Origin of the sequence: Sphingomonas sp. R-74633 (assembly GCF_013416555.1) — a bacterium.
In the GTDB taxonomy this organism is placed as follows: Bacteria; Pseudomonadota; Alphaproteobacteria; order Sphingomonadales; family Sphingomonadaceae; genus Sphingomonas.
Genome location: NZ_JACCFG010000007.1, coordinates 1 through 2500, shown reverse-complemented (window position 1 = coordinate 2500; position 2500 = coordinate 1). Strand labels below are relative to the sequence as shown.

General features: G+C 52.6%; 1 rRNA gene (cut by a window edge). It reads right to left on the bottom strand.

Going from position 1 to position 2500, the window contains the following annotated elements:
• Positions 1-2116 (bottom strand): 23S ribosomal RNA (locus HZY97_RS20765); it reaches 678 nt to the left of the window's first position.
• Positions 2117-2500 lie beyond the last annotated feature (384 nt).

Here is a 2500-nt window from a genome sequence, read left to right as displayed (position 1 = left end):
ATCGAGGTTAGACAGTAAAGAACAACAGGGTGGTATTTCACTTGGTGGCTCCACATCAGCTGGCGCCAATGCTTCAAAGCCTCCCACCTATTCTACACAATTGTTCTCCACTGCCACTCTGAAGCTGCAGTAAAGGTGCACGGGGTCTTTCCGTCTAACCGCGGGTACTCCGCATCTTCACGGAGAATTCAATTTCGCTGAGCATGTCCTGGAGACAGTGGGGAAGTCGTTACGCCATTCGTGCAGGTCGGAACTTACCCGACAAGGAATTTCGCTACCTTAGGACCGTTATAGTTACGGCCGCCGTTTACCTGGGCTTCATTTCGGAGCTTGCACCCCTCCACTTAACCTTCAGGCACCGGGCAGGCGTCAGACCCTATACGTCGTCTTGAAGCCGACTTAGCAGAGCCCTGTGTTTTTGCTAAACAGTCGCTACCCCCTGGCCTGTGCCCCCTCAACCTGCTTGCGCAAGATGAGGGCCTCCTTCTTCCGAAGGTACGGAGGCAATTTGCCGAGTTCCTTCAGGACACTTCTCTCAAGCGCCTTGGTATACTCTACCTGACCACCTGTGTCGGTTTCGGGTACGGTCTATACGGTGGGGCTATTTCCCGGGACAGCTTCGAAGCATGCTCAATCCGATAAGAGCATACAACACACACCATCCGTCACACACCACCAGGCCCACGAATATTAACGTGGTTCCCATCGACTACCCCCTTCGGGCTCGTCTTAGGGGCCGGCTCACCCTGCGCGGATTAGCCTTGCGCAGGAACCCTTGGTCTTTCGGCGAAAGGGCATCTCACCCTTTTTATCGCTACTCATGTCTGCATTCGCACTTCCGATACCTCCACGACCCATTACCAGATCGCTTCACAGGCTTACGGAACGCTCCGCTACCGCGTGTAGTAAACTACACACCCTAAGCTTCGGTGCACGTCTTGAGCCCCGTTACATCTTCGCCGCAGGAACCCTTATTTAGACCAGTGAGCTGTTACGCTTTCTTTAAAGGATGGCTGCTTCTAAGCCAACCTCCTGGTTGTTTTGGGATTCCCACATGCTTTCCCACTTAGACGTGACTTGGGGACCTTAGCTGTAGGTCAGGGCTGTTTCCCTTTTGACGACGGACCTTAGCACCCGCCGTCTGTCTCCCGGATATCACTCCTAGGTATTCGGAGTTTGGTTAGAATTGGTAGATCTCGCGACCCCCGCATCCATCCAGTGCTCTACCCCCTAGGGTGTTCATCCGAGGCACTACCTCAATAGTTTTCGCGGAGAACCAGCTATTTCCCGGCTTGATTGGCCTTTCACCCCTAAACACAACTCATCCGGTAACTTTTCAACGTTAATCGGTTCGGACCTCCAGTGCGTGTTACCGCACCTTCATCCTGGTCATGCCTAGATCGCCGGGTTTCGGGTCTAATACTTCAAACTAAATCGCCCTATTCAGACTCGCTTTCGCTGCGCCTACACCTATCGGCTTAAGCTTGCTTGAAACATTAAGTCACAGACCCATTATGCAAGAGGTACGCTGTCAGGCCTCAAGGACCCTCCAACTGCTTGTAGGCAATCCGTTTCAGGTACTGTTTCACTCCCCTCATCGGGGTGCTTTTCACCTTTCCCTCACGGTACTAGTTCGCTATCGGTCGCATACGAGTATTTAGGCTTAGAGGGTGGTCCCCCTATATTCAGACAGGATTACACGTGTCCCGCCCTACTCTAGTCCTGATACATCACTTTCGCATACGGGGCTGTCACCCGCTATGGCGTATCTTTCCAGATACTTCTGCTAGTTGAATATCAGGCACTGGCCTGGTCCGCGTTCGCTCGCCACTACTAACGGAATCTCGGTTGATGTCTTTTCCTCCGGTTACTGAGATGTTTCAGTTCGCCGGGTTCGCTTCACGAAGCCTATTTTATTCAGCTAAGTGATACCTTTTTCCAATTACCCTGACTGTCATTACTGACACTCAAGATAATCGGATTAGGTGGGTTTCCCCATTCGGAAATCGTGGGATCAAAGCTTGCTCACAGCTCCCCCACGCTTATCGCAGCGTGCCACGTCCTTCATCGCCTGTATGCGCCAAGGCATCCACGAATTGCCCTTACCTCACACTTGAGAGTCCACACCACCAACGACAACACTGGATCGGTCAAAGACCGACACGAAACTCGGCAGAGCAGTGCAGCGCAGTTTTACCAGATCCTCACCGGAGCAATGCCCCGAGGAAAACCCTCCTGGTGTGGATGTTCATTTCTCAGCCTTGTTGGAAGCGCCCCATCTTAGCGGTCAACCAGATGGAACTTGTTGCTTCCGATTTGTTCCGGCGCTCGCTCCCTCGACGATCCGAAGATCACCCAAGAAACCAACGCCGTCACGGCATCGATTTGAAAAACCCATTCACAATGTCAAAAAGCTCGCAGTCAGTGACTGCAATACTGCCCCAAAGAGCAGATCTCGTGTCTTCATCATTCGGATATTTGGTCGAGCGTTTCCGTCCGC